General features: G+C 68.1%; 16 protein-coding genes. 7 read left to right on the top strand and 9 right to left on the bottom strand.

Going from position 1 to position 15,778, the window contains the following annotated elements; genetic code table 11:
- Positions 1-4: 4 nt before the first annotated feature.
- Both ACZYZ3_RS08390 and ACZYZ3_RS08385 read right to left on the bottom strand, forming a co-directional pair.
- Complete coding sequence (locus ACZYZ3_RS08390) at positions 5-715, bottom strand: DUF6766 family protein (RefSeq protein ID WP_463963363.1); 711 nt, start codon at positions 713-715, stop codon at positions 5-7.
- Between the two features lies 1 nt (position 716).
- The gene (locus ACZYZ3_RS08385) at positions 717-1,190 is read right to left on the bottom strand and encodes a DUF6328 family protein (RefSeq protein ID WP_463963362.1); all 474 of its coding nucleotides are present in this window, start codon (positions 1,188-1,190) and stop codon (positions 717-719) included.
- A 286-nt stretch (positions 1,191-1,476) separates the two neighbouring features.
- Between ACZYZ3_RS08385 and ACZYZ3_RS08380 the strand changes: the two genes are divergently transcribed.
- Positions 1,477-2,376 (top strand): SDR family oxidoreductase, encoded by a 900-nt coding sequence (locus ACZYZ3_RS08380; RefSeq protein WP_463963361.1) that lies wholly within the window; start codon positions 1,477-1,479, stop codon positions 2,374-2,376.
- A 70-nt stretch (positions 2,377-2,446) separates the two neighbouring features.
- Entirely contained in the window at positions 2,447-2,965 is a 519-nt protein-coding gene (locus ACZYZ3_RS08375) for a hypothetical protein (protein WP_463963360.1), read from the top strand.
- Positions 2,966-3,073: 108 nt separating this feature from the next.
- Here ACZYZ3_RS08375 and ACZYZ3_RS08370 read toward each other — a convergent pair whose 3' ends face one another.
- Positions 3,074-4,411 (bottom strand): uracil-xanthine permease family protein, encoded by a 1,338-nt coding sequence (locus ACZYZ3_RS08370; protein WP_463963359.1) that lies wholly within the window; start codon positions 4,409-4,411, stop codon positions 3,074-3,076.
- 215 nt (positions 4,412-4,626) lie between these two features.
- Between ACZYZ3_RS08370 and ACZYZ3_RS08365 the strand changes: the two genes are divergently transcribed.
- On the top strand, positions 4,627-4,791 hold the full coding sequence (locus tag ACZYZ3_RS08365) for a nitroreductase family protein (RefSeq protein WP_463963358.1): 165 nt from the start codon (positions 4,627-4,629) through the stop codon (positions 4,789-4,791).
- Between the two features lie 337 nt (positions 4,792-5,128).
- The gene (locus tag ACZYZ3_RS08360) at positions 5,129-6,292 is read left to right on the top strand and encodes a GGDEF domain-containing protein (RefSeq protein WP_463963357.1); all 1,164 of its coding nucleotides are present in this window, start codon (positions 5,129-5,131) and stop codon (positions 6,290-6,292) included.
- 140 nt (positions 6,293-6,432) lie between these two features.
- On the opposite strand, the gene pgm is transcribed toward ACZYZ3_RS08360, so the two are convergent.
- Positions 6,433-8,106, bottom strand: a complete 1,674-nt coding sequence (gene pgm, locus ACZYZ3_RS08355; protein WP_463963356.1) for a phosphoglucomutase (alpha-D-glucose-1,6-bisphosphate-dependent) — start codon at positions 8,104-8,106, stop codon at positions 6,433-6,435.
- A gap of 134 nt (positions 8,107-8,240) precedes the next feature.
- On the opposite strand from pgm, the gene ACZYZ3_RS08350 reads away from it, so the two are divergent.
- The gene (locus ACZYZ3_RS08350) at positions 8,241-8,831 is read left to right on the top strand and encodes a DUF4190 domain-containing protein (protein ID WP_463963355.1); all 591 of its coding nucleotides are present in this window, start codon (positions 8,241-8,243) and stop codon (positions 8,829-8,831) included.
- A gap of 61 nt (positions 8,832-8,892) precedes the next feature.
- On the opposite strand, the gene ACZYZ3_RS08345 is transcribed toward ACZYZ3_RS08350, so the two are convergent.
- From ACZYZ3_RS08345 to ACZYZ3_RS08325, 5 genes are all read right to left on the bottom strand, one after another.
- Complete coding sequence (locus ACZYZ3_RS08345; RefSeq protein WP_463963354.1) at positions 8,893-9,027, bottom strand: hypothetical protein; 135 nt, start codon at positions 9,025-9,027, stop codon at positions 8,893-8,895.
- A gap of 79 nt (positions 9,028-9,106) precedes the next feature.
- Positions 9,107-9,733: a phosphotransferase gene (locus tag ACZYZ3_RS08340; RefSeq protein ID WP_463963353.1), complete on the bottom strand. Its 627-nt coding sequence runs from the start codon at positions 9,731-9,733 to the stop codon at positions 9,107-9,109.
- Positions 9,734-9,737: 4 nt separating this feature from the next.
- Positions 9,738-11,207, bottom strand: coding sequence for a peptide MFS transporter (locus ACZYZ3_RS08335; protein WP_463963352.1), 1,470 nt, complete (start codon positions 11,205-11,207; stop codon positions 9,738-9,740).
- A gap of 187 nt (positions 11,208-11,394) precedes the next feature.
- The gene (locus ACZYZ3_RS08330; RefSeq protein WP_463963351.1) at positions 11,395-12,507 is read right to left on the bottom strand and encodes an alcohol dehydrogenase catalytic domain-containing protein; all 1,113 of its coding nucleotides are present in this window, start codon (positions 12,505-12,507) and stop codon (positions 11,395-11,397) included.
- 92 nt (positions 12,508-12,599) lie between these two features.
- Positions 12,600-14,039 carry an amidase gene (locus ACZYZ3_RS08325; RefSeq protein ID WP_463963350.1) on the bottom strand — a complete coding sequence of 480 codons (1,440 nt, stop codon included), beginning with the start codon at positions 14,037-14,039 and terminating at the stop codon, positions 12,600-12,602.
- 384 nt (positions 14,040-14,423) lie between these two features.
- Between ACZYZ3_RS08325 and ACZYZ3_RS08320 the strand changes: the two genes are divergently transcribed.
- Positions 14,424-14,750 (top strand): rhodanese-like domain-containing protein, encoded by a 327-nt coding sequence (locus ACZYZ3_RS08320; RefSeq protein ID WP_463963349.1) that lies wholly within the window; start codon positions 14,424-14,426, stop codon positions 14,748-14,750.
- A gap of 18 nt (positions 14,751-14,768) precedes the next feature.
- Positions 14,769-15,749, top strand: coding sequence for a prephenate dehydratase (pheA, locus tag ACZYZ3_RS08315; protein WP_463963348.1), 981 nt, complete (start codon positions 14,769-14,771; stop codon positions 15,747-15,749).
- Positions 15,750-15,778 lie beyond the last annotated feature (29 nt).

Below are 15,778 nucleotides of genomic sequence, written 5' to 3'. Positions count from 1 at the left end.
CTTCTCAGACGCCGGTTTCATAGTGCGGCTCCGCGACGGGTTTGGATTCGGGGGAGCCCCGCTCGCGCAGGTACACCGAGGCGCCGACTAGGACGGCGACGGCCAGGAATTCACTCTGCCAGTTCTGGAACGACTCGAACCAGAAGCGGCTCGTTGCCAGGTACGCCAGCACGGTCACGGGCGGCTCTCCGTGGCTCTGCTGCTCGGAACTGTAGTCCTCGCTGCCGCCGACGGCGTGGAGGGCGAAGGAAGCTAGGAACAGCAGCAGGAACATGATCGACAGGGAGTGTTCATAGATCTTGAGGACCCAGCCCCCGCGCCGCACTGGCCACGGGCTGGCGGCCTTCAGGGGCGCGTCCCGGGGGTCCTCATCCTGCGGGGCATTCCCGTCCACGGGCTTCGACTCCGAGGATCCTTTCTGGAATAGGAACACCGTCAGGATGACGTACATGCCCATCTGCAGGAACTCGGACTCCCAGTTCTCAAAAGTCGCCTCAAGGAACGCCCCGGTGCCGAGGTACCCCGGCACCGTCACTCCCGGCCCGCCGTGGGCCAGCTGGTCCTCGCTGTACTCGGCGGCTCCGCTGACGATCATGCCGAGGAAGAAAACCAGGAACAGGCCAGTATTGACCAGCAGGAGGCCGTGCTCCTTTACCCATTCGCCCAGGCTTAACCCTGGCTGGGTGCCGCGTTGTTCTCTTGCCGCGGTCGCCATCTCAGGTCTCCTTTTCGGCCTGCCGGCGGAGCCTGCTCGGCACGTAAACCAGCAGGATCAGCAGCACCGCCAGCAGCACCGCGCCGGCAGTCAGCCCCGCCGCCCGGCCCGCCGTGACATCGAAAACCAATGCTGAGGTGCCGACGCTGAGCAGTCCGATGCCGGCCAGGGAAACCTTCGCGATCCTGTCCGCACTGGACACGAGGGCCGCCCGGAGGTGCAGGCGGAACAGGCGGCGGTGCACGCTCACGGGCAGCAGGATCAGGGCCGTCGTAAGGGCGGCCAGCGCCACGTTGGCCAGGTAGAGCGTGGTCTGGAAATCGTCCAGCGTCTCGAACCTCGACTGGAAGGGCAGGGTCAGGAGGAACCCGGCGAGGATCTGCACGCCGGTCTGCAGCACCCGCAGCTCCTGCAGTAGTTCCATCCAGTTCCGGTCCAGCTTTTCAACGGCGGACTCGTTCCTGCTGCCCTGCATGGACCGTTCCTGCCCGGAACCAGTCGGGGCGGACCCGTCTGGTGCGGACGCAGACTCTGGAAAGGACAACGGAACGCCTCCGGTGGATGAGGAGCAGGCTGCGGTGGCAGTCAACACTCAACCTAGGCGTGAGCTTTGCGAAATTCAACCCGTTACTAAGGTTGCTGATGAATTTCCGGGTAGGGTGGAATTGTTTACTTCGTGCGGTCAGCTTCGCGGGACCGGGTCAGCGCCCGCGGCCCGGGGAGCGGCCCCTGGAAAACCGACACATTTGGGCAGGTGGACTATGAGTGATTCAACCAAACAGCCGGACCAGCCGCGGGACCCCCGGGGCGGCTACTACTCCGGGTCTTTCCCGGAGCAGGTGCAGGAACAGCCGGGCCTTACCGCGCCGATGGACCCCCAGCCGGACCACGGCGAGCAGAGCTACCAGGGCAGTGGCGCCCTCAAGGGCAAGGCGGCGCTGATCACCGGCGGGGACTCCGGGATCGGCAAGGCGGTCGCCATCGCCTTCGCCCGCGAGGGGGCCGACGTCGCCATTTCCTACCTGCCGGAAGAGGAAGCCGACGCCGAGGACACCGCTGCGTGGATCCGCAAAGCAGGCCGCAAGGCGCTGCTGATGGCCGGCGACGGACGCCGGGAGGATTTCGCCACCCGGATCGTGGATGACACGCTCGCCGAGTTCGGCCGCCTGGACGTTGTCGTGCTGAACGCCGCGTACCAGAAGAACCGCGACAGCTTCGAGTCCCTCCCCACCGAGGAGTTCGAGCGCGTTTTCCAGACCAACCTTTATTCGCTGATCTGGACCGCCCGGGCGGCGGTGCCGCATCTGAAGGCGGGCGCGTCGGTCATCACGACGGCTTCGATCCAGGCGTTCAACCCCTCGCCCGAGCTTATCGACTACGCCATGACCAAGGCCGCCCAGGTCGCCTTCACCAAGGCACTGGCCCAGGAGCTCGGCCCGAAGGGGATCCGCGTCAACGCCGTGGCCCCCGGCCCGATCTGGACGCCCCTGATCCCGGCGACCGAGTGGCCGGAGAAGCTGCCGTCCTTCGGCCAGGACACCCCGCTGCAGCGGGCGGGACAGCCGGCGGAACTCGCGCCGGCCTACGTCCTCCTGGCCTCCGACCAAGGCTCCTACATTTCCGGCGCCGTCCTGCCCGTCACGGGCGGCAAAGGCCTCTGAGCTGCCGTCACGCATTTCCGGCAGACCCAAGAAACCACGCAGATCACGATTCCGGCACGGAAGGAACAGCATGACCCAGCAGAAACAGCAGGAGCCGATCGAAGAAGCCGGCGGCTACGGGATCCCCACCGCGGAGCAGGAGCTGCCCGGCGGGGACACAAAGAAGTTCGCCCAGCCCCGTGAGGAAGAAGCTTTCGACGCCGCAGGGCTCAGCCAGGACAGCCCGGACGGGGAAACCTACCCGGCCGGCGCCCCGGACCTAAGTCAGTTCGGCGCCGAAGACCAAGACAGTGCAGGAGAACCCGGAGCAGGACGCTTCGGAGGAACGGAGGAACAAATGAGTTCGGAAAACGCCAGCACCACCCCCGGATACGACGCCGACGCCTCGGAGAATTCCGAGGCAGAGATGCCGTCCTCGGAGGCGGAGATGGACGCGTCCAACACCGAAGAGCCCGACGCCGGCCGGCCGTTCTCCTCGGAGCCCGGCCAGGACGCGGCCGGCCTGCCGGACGGATCGGGAACGGACCTGCCGGATGACAAGTCCCCCAGGGACCGCGGCGACGAGGAGGAAGCCTTCGACGCCGGCTAGATCCGCCACCCAGGCAGGGAAGGCCGGGACCCGGACACCCACTTGGTGTCCGGGTCCCGGCCTTTCGGCTGCACCGCGGCGGGCAGTCAGCGGTCGGTTAGCGTGCGGTTAGCGGCGTTTCTTCGGAGGGCGCTTCGCGGCGGCGGCGGCCGCGGCCACGGGGCCTTCCGTTTCCGGCTCCGCAACCGTGCCGCGGACCTTAGCTATCGCGCTCATGCCGTGGTAGATCACCAGGGCCGCCGCCGAGCCCAGGGCGATCCCGGTGAAGACCAGGTCGCCGATGGTCCAGGTGTAGTCGGCGATGCCGACAATGAGTGCGACGGCGGCGGTGGTCAGGTTGATCGGGTTGGAGAAGTTGACCTTGTTCTGCACCCAGATCTTGACGCCCAGGACACCGATCATGCCGTAGAGCATCGTCGCGGCGCCGCCCAGCACGCCGGCCGGGACGGTGGCGATGAGTTCCCCGAACTTCGGTGAGAAGCTCAGCACCACGGCGAAGACACCGGCCACCCAGTAGGCCGCCGTCGAATAGACCTTGGTCGCAGCCATCACGCCGATGTTTTCCGCGTAGGTCGTGGTGCCGGAGCCGCCGCCCATGCCGGCCAGCACGGTGGCGGCACCGTCGGCCATCAGCGCGCGCCCGGAGACGCCGTCGAGGTTCTGGCCGGTCATGGCGGACACCGACTTCACGTGGCCGATGTTCTCCGCCACGAGCACCAGCACTACCGGCACGAACAGGCCAACGACGCCGAGGTGGAATTCGGGGGTCTGGAAGAACGGCAGCCCTACCCAGGCGGCGGCGTCCACCTTGGAGAAGTCCACTTCGCCGCGGATCATCGCCACAATGTAGCCGACCACGACGCCGACCAGGATGCTCAGCCGGCCCAGGATGCCGCGGAAGAAGACGCTGACCACGATGATCGTGGCCAGGGTGATGAGGGCCGTGATCGGGGCCGCGTCGAAGTTGTTTTTCGCAGCGGGCGCGAGGTTGAGGCCGATCAGCCCCACGATGGCACCGGTCACGATCGGCGGCATCAGGCGGTTGATCCACCCGGCGCCGAACTTCTGCACCACGGCGCCGATCATCGCCAGCCCGAGGCCGGCCAGCACCACGCCGCCGAGTGCGCCGGCGACGCCGTACTGCTGCTGCGAGGCCATGATCGGCGCGATGAACGCGAAGCTGGACCCGAGGTAGCTCGGCACCTGGCCCCGGGTGATGACCAGGAACAGCAGCGTGCCGATGCCGGAGAAGAAGAGGGTGGTGGCCGGCGGCATGCCGGTGATGATCGGGACCAGGAAGGTGGCGCCGAACATGGCGACAACGTGCTGCATCCCGACGCCAATGGTCAGCGGCCACGCAAGGCGCTCATCCGGCTTCACGACCTCGCCCGGGCGGATGGACTTGCCGTTGCCGTGGAGCTTCCATTTGGTACCGAGCATGCTCATTGCCGGGGCCTTTCAGAGAATGTGTGGCGGGGCGGGAAGGAATCTTCCGGAGCAACTTTACCGCGCCGGTGTTTCCGGCATGCGTCGGCGGCGGCGCCGCTGTGCCGGACATCACGGGGCGGGACGGGAAGCAGAAGGGATAAGTTCAAGCTGCAACCAAAGACAGGAATGCGTGGCCGCCGCCCCCGGCGGGCATGCCCAGCGAAAGGGCGCCCATGACCACCGCCCATGACGAAGCAGTAATCGACGCCATTGACGCGGCGTTTTTCCCGGCGGCGGCCAGAAGCTTCCTCGTGGTCAATGTAGGACAGTCCGCGGCCGACGCCTGGGGTGCGGCCAAGCCGAAATTCGCTTACGAGGACGTCGTCCGCACCGTCTGACGGGAATGAACCGCGGACGCGGAGGTGCCTGCTGGGCTGTACTGGCTGCGGCGGTGCCTGCGGTGCTGGGCTGGCGCGGAGGTGCCTCCGGCACCATGGGGGACAGGCCGGAGGCACTCGGGACGCAATTCTGCGGTTGAGCACAAGGCCGCATCCGGGGCCGCTTCCCAGTTTAGTCCGCTTCGAGGCCGATACCACAGGGCCGTCGGGCCCTTTTGTGGGCGTAGCGTACGAGACCGCGGTCACAATTCCATGCCGCGGGGTGCAATACTAAGGTCATCTGCGGCGCGGAGTCGACGCAGATCGGGCTATTGCGAGCGGACCGGGGGGCCACTACATGATGCTTGACATCGCAACCCTGCGTGTCGCCCTGGCGGTGGTCGATCTGACCCTGCTGCTGCTGTTCTACTTCATCACCTTCCGCCGGACGCGTTCGACCTACAGCGGCTGGTGGTGCCTGGCCCTGTTGTTGTTTCTGTCCGGCAATGCGGCGTACCTGCTGGACGGCACACCACACCAGGTCTGGACCAACCCGCTCGGGAACGTGTTTCTCGTGGCGGGCGCGGCCAGCATCTGGGCGGGCGCCCGTTCGCTGCGGACCACGGTGCCGAAAGTCTGGTACCTCGCCGCCGGGCCAGCCATCACTGCCGTGGCGTCGGCGCTGGACCAGCCGGCCACCAACGTGTGGTCAGGCGCCCCGGCCTATCTGGGATTCATGGGTCTGCTGATCGGCCTCGGCTGCCGGGAACTGTTCCTGCTGGACCGGCACTATTCGCGCGTGCATCTCACCCTGGCCGTGGGTTCCGGCCTCCTGGCCACGTTCTATCTGGGCCGCTTTGTCACATTTGTGCTCGAGGGTCGCGACGGGACGGTGTTCCTGACCGTCTTTGGATCCGTTCCGATGACAATCTGTTCGGCCGTGATCATGGTGGTGGCGTCCTTCACGATGGCAGAACTGAGCTACGAGCAACAGACCCAGGACCTCCGGGCCCGCGCCACGGTGGACGGGCTCACCGGGCTGCTGAACCGCACGGCGTTCCTGGACCTCGCCGAGAACGAACTGCGCCGCCTCAAACGGGCCAGGACCACGGCGTCGCTGATCCTGGCCGACCTGGACCATTTCAAGGGCATCAACGACGAGTACGGCCACTCGGCCGGCGACGCCGCGCTGCAGGCGTTCGCGGACGCCTGCACAACCACGGTCCGCTCTTCCGACCTTGTGGGCCGCTACGGCGGCGAGGAATTCATCATCCTCCTGCCGGGCGTGACGCCCAAAAGGGCCGGGGAAATCGCCTCGGACATCAGCGCCCGGATGCAGGCCTCGACGTCGGTGGTGATCCCGCGCCTGCCGACCGCCAGCTATGGCATCGCCTCGACCGCACCCGGCCGGGTGGACCTTGACGCAATGATCGTCTCCGCGGACGCCGCCCTCTACCGCGCCAAGACCCTGGGCCGGGACCGCTCCGTCCTCGCCGGCGGTCTCGATGAAGAGTCGGCCTGACCGGACGGCGGTCCCGACCGGCGCCTCGAACGAGTCAGCCCGGCGCCTCGAACAAGTCAGCCCGGCGGCTCGCACAAGTCAGCCCGAGGGCTGAACGAGTCAGCCCTCGGGCGGGTGCCTGAAGGATTCAGCCGGGGCGGCTAGGAAATGACTCCGTCCACCAGCGCCTTTGCCTCGGCCTGAACCTGCTTGAGGTGTTCGGCTCCCTTGAAGGACTCGGCGTAGATCTTGTAGACGTCCTCAGTGCCGGATGGGCGGGCAGCGAACCACGCGTTCTCGGTGACTACCTTGAGCCCGCCGATCGCCGCCCCGTTGCCCGGCGCCTCGGTCAATTTGGCGGTGATGGTTTCACCCGCAAGTTCGGTGGCGGTGACGTCCGACGGCGAGAGCCTGCCCAGGGCCGCCTTCTGCTCGCGCGTTGCCGCGGCGTCGATCCGCGCGTAGACGGGATCGCCGAACTGGTCGGTGAGGCCCTTGTACAGCTGCGACGGCGACTTGCCCGTGACGGCCGTGATCTCCGAGGCCAGCAGCGCCAGCAGGATGCCGTCCTTGTCCGTGGTCCAGACGCTGCCGTCCATCTTGTTGAACGAAGCGCCGGCGGACTCCTCGCCGCCGAACGCCCCCTCGCCGGACAGCAGCCCGGGGACGAACCACTTGAAACCCACCGGCACCTCAACGAGCTTGCGGCCCAGGCTTTCGGCCACACGGTCGATGATCGAGGACGAGACAAGGGTCTTGCCGATCACGGATTGCGGGTTCCACCCGGTCCGGTGACGGTACAGGTAGTCAATTGCTACGGCGAGGTAGTGGTTCGGGTTCATCAGCCCGCCCTGTCCATCAACAAAAGGCGTGACGATGCCGTGCCGGTCGGCGTCGGCGTCGTTGCCGGTGGCGATGTCGAACACCGGTTTGCCGGAGCCAGCCTCCGACATCCTGTTGATCAGGGAGGCCATCGCCGAGGGCGAGGAGCAGTCCATCCGGATTTTCTCGTCCCAATCGAGCGTCATGAAGGCCCACTGCGGATCGACGATGGGGTTGACCACCGTGAGGTTCAGGTGGTGGCGTTCGCCGATCTCGCCCCAGTAGTCCACCGACGCTCCGCCCATCGGGTCGGCGCCGATCCGGACGCCGGCCTCACGGATGGCATTGAGGTCCAGGACGGAGGGGAGGTCGTCCACGTAGCTGCTGAGGAAGTCGAATTTGCCCGTGGTGCCGGCGCTGAGGGCATTGGCGATGGGAATCCGTTTGACCCCGCGCAGGCCGTTTTCCAGCAATTCGTTGGCGCGGTTGGCGATCCAGCCGGTGGCGTCCGAGTCGGCTGGTCCGCCGTGCGGGGGGTTGTACTTGAAACCGCCGTCGCCGGGCGGGTTGTGGCTGGGGGTCACCACGATCCCGTCCGCCTGCGGAGCCCCGGCGGGGGAATTGTTGTTGTGCGTCAGGATGGCATGGCTCAGCGACGGCGTGGGGGTGTAACCGTGGCGGGCGTCGATCAGCACGTTGACGCCGTTGGCTGCGAGGACTTCCAGGGCAGTATTCTGGGCCGGTTCGCTTAGCGCGTGGGTGTCTTTGGCGAGATACAGCGGCCCGGTGATGCCTTGGCCCGCCCGGTACTCCACGATCGCCTGGGTGATAGCGAGAATGTGGGGCTCGTTGAAGGACGCTTTCAGGCTCGAGCCCCGGTGCCCGGAGGTGCCGAAGGCCACCCGTTGGCCGGGGTCGCCAAGATCCGGGGAAACGTCGTAGTACGCATCCAGGAGCGCAGTGAGATCAACAAGGTCTTGGGGTTGGGCAACAGTGCCCGCGCGGCTAGCCATGGCACCAGCATGCCAGACAGGCGTGGCAGTCAACATGATTTCCGCGCATTACGGCCCCTGTGACGCAACAAATATCCTGCTTGCCGCAATGGGATGGCGGTAGGCTGAATCCACAACGTCCAAAGGGGAAAAGCATGACTGACCAGCCGAAACCGGAGAAGGGCGGGACGCCGGAGGGCTACCAGCCGCCGTCGTACATTCCCGGCCAGGACTCCGGCGAGCAGTACCGCCGGCCAGCCGCCGACTACAGCCAGCCCACGGTGCCGTCCGGCACGCCGGAGGGCGCGGCACCGCAGAAGCCCTACGGCTACCAGGCCCAGCAGCCCTACGGCGACCAGGCCCAGAAGCCCTACGACTACCAGGCCCAGCAGCCCTACGGGCAGCAGTACGGCGCGCCGGCTCAGTACGGCCAGCCGGGCACCGCGTTCAACGCCTACGGCCAGCCGGCCTATTACGGCCTGCCTCCGGAGCCCAAGGGCCTGAGCATCGCCAGCCTGTGCTGCGGTGTCGCAGCCTTCATCGGGCTAGGCATCTTCCTCTTGCCGCAGCTCGCGGCGGTTATCCTCGGGCACATGGCCCTCAAGCGCGAACCGTCGGGCAAAGCCATGGCCATTGCCGGACTGGTGCTCGGTTACGTGGGGATCGCGCTTGCCCTGCTGGTATTCGTGCTCATCGCGGTGGGGCTGGCCATCAGCAGCTCAAGTTACCAGGGCGTCGGGGCCTAGGCTCAGCCGGCCAGCCCGCCGTCCGCGGCCCGCCGGCCGGTCGCCCGTTAGCGGTAACCGGTCAGCGGGTAAGCGCCGCCGGCAGCGGCCCGGCGTTGGCCTCGAGCCAGTCGCTCCGGCGGCGGATCATGCCGCCGACCCCGTCGTCCCACATCCGCGCCCAGCCGCCGCCGAGGACCCGGGCATTGTGTTCCATCCGCTGGTGGCTCAGCGCCGTCGCCTCGACCCCGAATGCCGGCAGGCACCGCCGTTCCTCCTGGCTCCAGCCGTAAGCGTCAGCGAAGATCCGGAGCCGCCGGAACGGGTCGGTCCCCTCCCAGCCCGGCCATGCGTCGGCCGGATCTCGGAGCGACCCAGTGCATCGCGGTGTTGAAGGAGTCCTTGAGGGCGGTGGTGGACCCGGCGAGGTCGAAGTCCACCAAGCCGGCGCGGCCGTCCCGGACCACGACGTTCTGCGGGGTGACGTCCAGGTGGCAGACGAGTTCTGCCGGGTCCTGGCGGACCGGGCGGGGAGGGAACGGATGCGCGTCAGCCGCGAACCCGGCCGAGGCCGTGTGGAGCCGGCGCAGCAGCTCCGCCACGGAAACCAGGAGCTCCTCGGACTGCGCCCAGGCCTCCGGGACGGGCCCGACGCACCGCCCGGGCAGGAACGTCAGCACGTCCCTGCCCTCGGCGTCCCGGCCCAGGAACCGCGGGGACCCGTCGAAGCCGGCGTCTTCCAGCCAGTCCAGATACGCGGCGACGGCCAGTGATTGCTGCTGGTGCGGACGGCGGATGGTCCTGCCGACCCGCACCACACCGTCGGCGACATCGCCCGCCGCCATGAGTTCGACGTCGGACGCCTCGCCTGCGGCGGGGACGTACACGCGGGACTCAAGCGGTGCGCGGTCCCTGGAACTCATCGGCTCAGCGTACGCCGCCCATGAGCTTCTTGATCGCCGGCGAGGCCGCGGCCAGGCCAACGGCCAGCAGCAAGGCGGTGCCGCCGATGCCGATGAAGTACGGCAGCTCGTCCTGCGGGTTGTACAGGCCGGACAGGATGCCGGCCAGCGTGGTGCCCAGCGACACCGAGAGGAAGAACAGCGCCACCATCTGGGTGCGGAAGGCCTCCGGAGCCAGCTTGGTGGTCACTGACAGGCCGATCGGGGACAGGAACAGTTCCGCGAGCGTAAACAGGAACAGGATCCCCACCAGCGCCAGCAGTGGAGTCTTGCCGTCCCCGGCCAGCGGGATGAACGCAAGGAACGCCAGACCCATGACGAAGAGGCCGATCGAGAACTTCAACGCCGAGCCGGGCTGCTTCCGGCCCAGACGGGTCCAGAGGGCAGCCATGATGCCGGCAAAGACGATGATGAACACGGGGTTGATGGACTGGACCCAGGCGGCCGGCATTTCCCAGCCGAACAGGTTCCGGTCCAGCTTCTCCTCTGAGTACACGGCGATGAAGGTGAACTGCTGCTGGAACAGGGCCCAGAACGCGGCCGAGGCGATATACAGCGGAATGAATGCTGCCACCCGGCGGCGTTCGGTCCCGTTGACCTTCTTGCTGCTGAAGATCAGGGCGAAGTAGAGCACGGACGCGGCGATGGCAGCGTAGGCCATGGACATGGCCAGGTTCTCGGCATTGACGATGCCCGTGGCCAGCAACATGGCGATGACCGCGGCGATTGCAGCGAAGCGCAGGCCATACCTGGTGCGCTCGGCGGCAGGCAGCGGGTTGTGCACCCGGTGAGCCTCCTCCGGCAGGTTCTTGCGGCCCAGTGCGTAGATGACCAGGCCCACGGCCATGCCGACGGCGGCGGCGCCGAAGCCCCAGTGGAACCCGTGGCTTTGCTGCAGCCAGCCGGTCACCAGCGGGCCGATCAGTGCGCCCGCGTTGATGCCCATGTAGAAGATGGAGAAGCCGGCGTCGCGGCGTTCGTCCTTGCCCCGGTAGAGGCTTCCCACCAGGGCGGTGGCGTTGGCCTTCAGGCCGCCGGAGCCGACGCCGACCAGCACCAGGCCCGCGATCAGGCCGGGAATGCCGGGCACGAAGGCGAGGGCGATGTGGCCGGCCATGATCAGGACGGCGGAGCCGAACAGCACCTTTTCGGAACCGAGGAGCCGGTCCGCGAGCCAGGCGCCCAGGATGGTGGAGAGGTAGACGCCGCCGCCGTAGGCGCCGACGAGGCCGGCGGCCAGGCCCTGCTCAATGCCCAGGCCGCCCTCGGCGGCCGTGAAGTACATGTAGTAGAGCAGGATGCCCTGCATTCCGTAGAACGAGAAGCGCTCCCACATTTCTACGGAGAAGAGGCTGGCCAGCATCTTTGGGTGGCCGAAAAAGGACGTGTCGCCCGGCGTTGTAGCGGTGGGCTGAGGTAAATGAGTAGTGCTCATTTACTTAATGCTGACAGTGCGGCGCGGGATTGTCACATTCGCGGCGGCCCGGGGCAAGCCAGCCGCCCGGCGCTTTGTTGCCGCTTTCCGCCCGTTGCGCTATCAGACAACGCGGCTGTGGAGCCGGAATGGCAGCATTGTCTGATAGCGCAACGGGGGCTGGGGCCGGGTGGGACGGCTGCCGGGGCTAGCCGGCGTCGAACATGATGACCTGGCGCACTGCTTTCCCGTCGGCCAGCTGGTCCATGGCCTGGTTGATGTCAGCCAGCGCGATACGCGCCGAGATCAGCTCCTCGACCGGCAGTTTTCCTTCCCGCCAGAGCTGGGCGTATTTGGGAATGTCCCGGGACGGCACCGCGGAGCCAAGGTAGCTGCCGACGATCGTCCGGGCCTCGGCCGTGATGGTCAGCGGCGAGATCTGCGCGCGGGCGTCCGGGTGAGGCAGGCCCGCGGTGATCGTGGTTCCGCCCGCCGCGGTCGCGGCGAAGGCGGTTTCGAAAGCACGCGGGTTCCCGGCGCACTCGATCACGTACCTGGCCTTGACGCCCTGCTCGAGGACCTGCTGCGGGGTGTACGTTTCGTGGGCGCCCAGGCGGCGGGCGTGGTCGAGTTTTTCCTCCAGCGTGTCCACGGCAACGATCCGCGACACACCCTGGGAGACCGCCGTGATCAGCGCGGCCATGCCGACCCCGCCGAGCCCGACAATCATGATGCTGTCCTGCGGCCGGGGCCGGGCCGCGTTGAGGACGGCACCGCCGCCGGTCAGCACGGCGCAGCCCAGGACGGCGGCGACGTCCGCGGGGACGTCATCGCCGACCGGCACGGCCGAGGCGCGGTCCACCACGGCGTGGGTGGCGAAGCCGGAGACGCCCAGGTGGTGGTAGATCCTTTCCCCGCCGCGGTGCAGGCGCATCGATCCGTGCAGGAGGGTCCCGTCGCCGTTGGTCTTGGTACCCGTGGAGCAGGGAAGCCGGCCGTCCTCGGCGCAGTTCGCGCACTGCTCGCAGCGGGGCAGGAAGGACATCACCACGCGCTGGCCCGGCGCCAGGTCCGTGACGTCCGAGCCGACCTCGACGACGCGTCCGGCGGCCTCGTGCCCCAGCAGCATCGGCACCGGGCGGACCCGGTTGCCGTCCACCACACTCAGGTCCGAGTGGCAAATGCCGGCGGCCTCGATCCGCACCAGGACCTCAGTGGGTCCGGGGCCCTCCAGCTCCAGCTCGGAGATGGTGATGGGCCGGGAGTCCGCGAACGGGTGGGGACGGCCAATTTCCTCAAGTACTGCACCGGTGATCTTCATCGATCCCTTTCGTGTCGTTTCCAGCTAGCGTCGTTTCGTGGCGGTGGGGGGCTGCCCGGCTGGGCATGTCCACCGTACGACTGCACCCCATGCTAGAACCCCAGCTGCGCGGACAGCTGCAGCAGCAGCGCCTCAGAACCCATCGGCCCGATCAGCTGGATGCCCATCGGCAGTCCGGCACCGCTGGCGCCGCCGGTCCAGTGCACCGGAATGCTGATCGCGGGCAGCCCGCACACGTTCACCATGGAGGACCAGGGCGCGTACTCGCACTGCTTGCGGTAGTCGCCGTCGGCATCCCCCGTCCAGTTGGCCGCGGGAAAGTAGCCGTCGCCGTGGGCCGCTCCGGTGAACCAGCCCACCGGGCGGGGCGTCTGGGCCAGCGCCGGCACGAGCAACAGGTCCCACGCGGCGTACTGGGCGATGGTGTCCCGCTGGAATTGGCGCAGAAACCCGATGGATTCGGCGAGTTTCGCGGGCCCGCGCTGCTGGGCTCGGCGCCGGAACGTGCGTGTCAGCGGGGTCAGGAGCGCCTCGCGCTGGGGAACGATCCGGGCATCCCCGACGGCGGCGGTCCAGGCCGTGGTGAAGGCGGCAGGGTAGCGATTGTCGTAGCGGATGGAGGCGTCCGAGGTTTCGTGGCCGGCCGCCCCCAGCAGCCGGATCCCTTCGGCGAGGGCGTCGAGCGCCTCGGGGTCCGGGGTGAAGGGGAAAATCGTCTGCCAGGGGCTGTCCAGGCTCACGCCGATCCGCAGCCTGGGCGGGTCCTGGGCGGCGAGGTTCAGGTAGCTGGGAGCCGGCCGGGCAAACAGACCCGCGGGGCCGGGCACCATCGCATCAAGCAGCAGGGCTGCGTCCGCGGCGGAGCGGGCCAGCGGGCCGGACACGACCAGGCCGGCCGGATCACCGGTGCTTTCACCGGCCGGGACCAGGCCGCGGCCGGGTTTCAGGCCCACGAGCCCGCACGCGGCGGCCGGGATGCGGACCGAACCGCCGCCGTCGGAGCCGGGGGCAAAGGGAACCAGCCCGGCGGCCACCGCCGCGGCGCTGCCGCCGGTGGAACCACCCGAGCTGCGGCTGAGCGCGTGCGGGTTCCGCGAGGGCGGGGCAATCCGGTTCTCGCTGTACGCCGTCAGGCCGAACTCCGGGACCTGTGTTTTGCCCAGCGAGACCACACCTGCGCTCTTGAGCCTCGCGACGAGGGCGCCGTCGGCCAGCGCCGGCTTGTGGTCCAGGGCAGCGCTGCCGTGGGTCGTGACAACTCCGGCGACGTCCGTCAGGTCCTTGAAGGCCACCGGCATGCCGTGCAGCAGCGCCGGTTCGGTCCCGGCGCGGGCGGCCCGGGCATGGGACTCGTCCGCTGCGCCTGCGTCCCGCAGGGCCTGCTCCGCGGTGACGGTGATGAACGCGCCGAGGTGCCGGTTTTCCGCGGCGATGCGGTCCAGGAAATGCCCCGTGACCTGCCGCGAGGACAGCTCGCCCGAGCGGAGGGCGTCGCGGAGGTCCACGGCGGAGAGCTCGTGGATCTCAGCCACGGTGGCGCGGCTCCAAGACGTTTACCGCCCGCCGTCCGGGGGGACATGTCCGGTGCTGGCGAGGGCGGGTGGACATGGTGGCATTGTGCCCGGTGTTGGTGGCCAGGGGAGGGCATGTCCCGCGGGTGGGGCCGAGACGCTCCGGGGGACATGTCCAGTGCTGGCGAGGGCGGGTGGACATGGTGGCATTGTGCCCGGTCTTCGGAGCCAGGGGAGGGCATGTCCCGAAATGCCGGGGGCGGGCAGCCGGAATCGTGCGACCGTGAGCTGCCGGGGATCTCCTGTGCGCCATCCCAGAAGCGTAACCTGCAGCCGGGCAGGGGTGCGGCACCGGTGGCTGGCGATACGCTGGAGGCAGACCATGCATTCTGCGGAAGGACGACCATGAGCGACTTTGACACCGTGACCGTGTCCGGTATCCCCGAAGGGGCCAGAATCCTTGACGTCCGCGAGGACTACGAGTGGGTCGCGGGCCACGCCCCCGGGGCGCTGCATATCCCGCTGGACCAGCTCCCGGCCCGGCTCGAGGCGCTCGATCCCGACGAGGACCTCTACGTTATCTGCCGCACCGGGGGACGCTCCTTCCGAGCGGCCCAGTGGCTCTCCGGTCAGGGGTATTCCGCCCTGAACGTGGCCGGCGGCATGGACCAGTGGCTGGAAACCGGAATGCCACTGGTGTCCGACAACGGACTCAAACCCGTCATCCTGTAGTTGAAGAGAGAAGCGCCGATGCCCGCAACACCCGTCACTTACACCTTCCTCGGACCCGCGGGCACCTTCACCGAGGCAGCCCTGATGCAGGTTCCCGGAGCGGGGGACGCGATCCGCGTTCCGTCGACAAACGTCAACACGGCGCTGGACAAGGTCCGCGACGGCTCGGCAGACGCCGCCATGGTGCCGATCGAAAACTCCGTGGAGGGCGGCGTCACTGCCACCCTGGACGCGATCGCCACCGGCCAGGAGCTGAGGATCCTGCGCGAGGCCCTCGTGCCGATCAGCTTCGTGCTGGTGGCACGGCCCGGGATCCGGCCCGAGGACATCCGCCGGATCTCCACCCACGGCCACGCCTGGGCTCAATGCCGGTTGTGGGCCGAGAAGAACATTCCGAATGCAGAATATATCCCGAGCTCCTCCACGGCCGCGGCGGCCATGGGGCTCCTGGAGGGCGACACGCACTACGACGCGGCGATCTGTGCCCCGATAGTGGCCACCGAACAGCCCGGCCTCGCCGTGCTCGCGGAGAACATCGGGGACAACCCCGGTGCGGTCACGCGGTTTGTGCTGGTGGGCCGGCCCGGTGCACTGCCGGAACCCACGGGCGCGGACAAGACCACCGTCGTCGTCCCGCTGCCCGAAGACCGCCCCGGCGCCCTGATGGAGATTCTCGACCAGTTCGCGACCCGCGGCGTGAACCTCAGCCGGATCGAGTCACGGCCCACCGGCCAGTACCTGGGCCATTACTTCTTCAGTATCGACGCCGACGGCCATGTGGCCGACGCGCGCGTGGCCGATGCCCTGGCGGGCCTGCACCGGATCAGTCCGGCAACCCGCTTCCTGGGTTCCTACGGGCGCGCGGACGGCCACCGGACCGTCGTGGAGCCGCACACCTCCGATCAGGCTTTCCGGGCGGCGCATGCCTGGGTCAGAGACATACTGTCGGGGGCATCTGTGGTGCCGGAATATATGTCCAAGGCTTCGCCCACAGCGTAGACAAATGCCACATCCGGCACTTCCGCCCC

Source organism: Pseudarthrobacter linnaei (assembly GCF_055412825.1).
The sequence above is the reverse complement of the archived record's forward strand: the minus strand, read 5'-3'. Positions and strand labels throughout refer to the sequence as shown.